Raw genomic sequence first — 3,012 nt, forward strand, 5'->3', positions numbered from 1 at the left:
AAGAATTTCTCCGCCGTGGTCAGCCGGGAGTGGGATCTTGTCATTGCGGACGAGGCCCATCATTTCAAAAACAAAAACACCCTTAACTGGAAACTGCTCAATTCCCTGAAAAAACGCTTCCTGCTGATGCTCACCGCCACACCGGTGGAAAACAACCTGATGGAGCTCTACAACCTGATTACGCTGCTCAAGCCCGGACAGCTCAAAACCGCCTCCGCTTTCAAGGAAGAGTTCATGACCCGGGGCGATCCCACGGACCCCAAAAACCGAACGCTGTTAAAGGGGCTGCTCGATCAGGTGATGATTCGCAACACCCGGGCTGTAGCCAATATCCGGATTCCGCCCCGGTTTGCCGAAACCATCAGCACAAAGCCCATTTCTGCGGAGATTGAAGTTTACCGGCGGGTTACCGGCCTGGTTCAGGATATCAATGCATCCAATGGCACCCAAAACCGAATGATATTAAAACATCTGCTGGCAGAGGCAGGCTCCTCGCCCGCGGCGGTTGAAAAGACCCTGTCCGGTATGACGGGCAAACTTGAACTGTTAAACCGCCAGCAGGAGGAAATCCAGGCCATCCGCAACCTGGTGAGATCCATGGACGATACCGGTAAAAACAAAATAACCCTGCAACTGATACAGGGGGCAAACGAAAAAGTCATTATTTTTGTCAAATACCGCGCCACCCTGGATCATCTCTCGGATGTGCTGGCATGGCACAAAGTCGCTCACAGCCTGTTTCACGGGCAGATGCCCAATGCGGAAAAAGACCGTGAAATCGATAAATTCAAAACCGAAAACAAGGTGCTGCTCACCACGGAACTCGGCGGTGAAGGCCGGAACCTCCAGTTCTGCAGCCGGATGATCAACTATGACCTGCCGTGGAACCCCATGCGCATCGAGCAGCGCATCGGCCGCATTCACCGCATTGGCCAGACCCGTGAAGTGATGATCTATAATCTTTGCGCCGCCGGAACAGTCGAAGAATCCATTCTTGATATTCTGGACCGCAAAATCAACATGTTTGAAATGGTCATCGGCGAGATCGACATGATCATGGGCCGCATGCGGGGCGAGCAGGATTTTGCCGACCTGGTCTACGATCTCTGGATCAATGCGGCCTCTGAAGATGAGCGGAAAGAAGCCTTTGACAAGCTTGGAACCCGGCTGAAACGATGCCGGACGGGCTACGAAAAAACCAAAACCCTGGATGAGAAACTGTTTGGGGAAAACTATGAGGCCTGATGCGGATACACGAATCCAACCCCTGGAATTCGCCCGGCGTTTTCTGCAGCTCCACGATGCTGCCGTGGAAAATGACACCTCGGCTATAGAAGCGCTGGTTCCGCAACGATTGCGCACCCTGCTGGAAGTGCCCGAGCACATCCGGATTTCGGAGGATGGCGGAGATGCCGAAGACCGGGACTATCATTATACCGTGACATACGGCACCCCCATATTGGAGCGAATGATCGGCAACACACTGAAAACAATCCCCATAGCAGGCTGCCGGCTGGAATTTGATTACATCAAAAACGGCGGATTTGACCGGCTTCTCGAAGACCAACTGACATTTTACGGCGCAACCGCCGCCATAGAAACAGTTGCTGCAGTGACCGCCGAATATGTCCAGGTGTCCTGCCGCTACACAGCCTTAAGCGACGAGCAGAAAGAAGGGCTTTTGACAATGGTATTCAATACCGATACCGGCGGAGTCGTACCGGCTATGGCCGAGGCGTTCGATACAGGCGGATTCCGCACTGCTTTTACCCGGCCCGACACGGATATAAAGCATAAAATCACCCCCCTGGCCGAAAAAATGGAACAGACCGCGCGCGGACTTTTAGAAGACCGGCTTGCGATGTTTCATGCCAGCATGAACCGCCGGTTTCAGCGCGATATTGCAAACCTGGAGGAATATTACAGCAGCCTGGAAGCGGAGATGCAGAAAAGCCTGGAAAAACCCGGGCTGTCTGAAAGCGCCCGAAGCGACCGCCAGGCAAAGATCAATGCGATTCCCGCCGAGCTTGCCAGAAAAAAAGAAGACCTGTTGAAAAAATACAGCATCAAAGTGCGCCTTCAGCTTGCCGCGGCCATGTACATCCGGACACCGGCCAAAAAAATCGCCTGCCGCCTTTCCATCGGCAAACAACGCCGCCAATTCTTTTTGACCTACAACCCCGTCACCCGGGCAATCGATCCCCCGCCCTGCACCATCTGCAAAAAACCCATTTCTCATATTCATTTCAACAGCCGACTTGAAGCGGTCTGCTATGGTTGCAGGAAGTAAACGCGGCTGAAACCGAACAGTTTATCCCTGGGCCGTCCCGAAATGATCCGCACCTGCTCAGCTATATCTCAGAATCCGGGGACGCCCGGATGATTAAGATTCATCCGACAATAACCTTACCCCATGAATAACGGCAATAACATCGATTTGATTTGGCTATATAGCGTACTTATCCGTACATGAAATTCTGAGAAATTGCGCGTAACGCAGATATTGAACTTTTTACGGCGCCATCAAAATTATCAGCGCAGATTGATTTCGTGCCAATAAAATTCACCTCCGGTGATAGCTGGAATTTTTTCCTGTATCAAATCAGCTTCCTCATTGGGCATGTAAAGCCTATCTTTTATATCCACTGGTTCATATATCATTGTATCATATTTTTTCCCTGAGGGCGGAACACCATCGAGCAAAACCGGAGAGTCTCCGTCATGGAACCATTCCCTCCCCGATGAACCGCCGCTGCATGCATTAAGTTGATACAGAGTTGAGCTTCCCCCTGCAGAACAGGGTTCCTGGGCAGGAACCGTACCAATGGCCACTACGAGGCCTGCACGAATGGCCGGATCACGGATAATCCGTTCTCCGGAATCAGGCAGGTCAAAAAACCATCCTGCATGGTTCCCGGTATCATTTTCACTATCATCCCAGTAATTGATGGGATTGCTGCTGATAAGAAGATAATAACCGTCAGCATTATTATCATTGTCATTATCGCCATC

The 3,012-nt window shown here is 51.5% G+C and carries 3 protein-coding genes; 2 read left to right on the forward strand and 1 reads right to left on the reverse strand.

Annotated elements, in window-relative coordinates; genetic code table 11:
- Together R6U41_RS03245 and R6U41_RS03250 are read left to right on the forward strand one after the other, a co-directional pair.
- Positions 1 to 1,245, forward strand: a 1,245-nt coding sequence (locus tag R6U41_RS03245; RefSeq protein ID WP_410268397.1) for a DEAD/DEAH box helicase, incomplete at its 5' end; no start/stop codon positions are given.
- A complete protein-coding gene (locus R6U41_RS03250; RefSeq protein ID WP_410268398.1) occupies positions 1,235 to 2,290 on the forward strand; it encodes a hypothetical protein in 1,056 nt (351 codons plus the stop codon). The genes R6U41_RS03245 and R6U41_RS03250, both read left to right, overlap by 11 nt.
- Positions 2,291 to 2,532: 242 nt before the next feature.
- On the opposite strand, the gene R6U41_RS03255 is transcribed toward R6U41_RS03250, so the two are convergent.
- A partial coding sequence (locus R6U41_RS03255) for a hypothetical protein (protein WP_410268399.1) occupies positions 2,533 to 3,012 on the reverse strand: 480 nt, incomplete at its 5' end.

It is taken from the genome of Desulfosalsimonas sp., assembly GCF_046483245.1.
Classification (GTDB): domain Bacteria; phylum Desulfobacterota; class Desulfobacteria; order Desulfobacterales; family Desulfosalsimonadaceae; genus Desulfosalsimonas.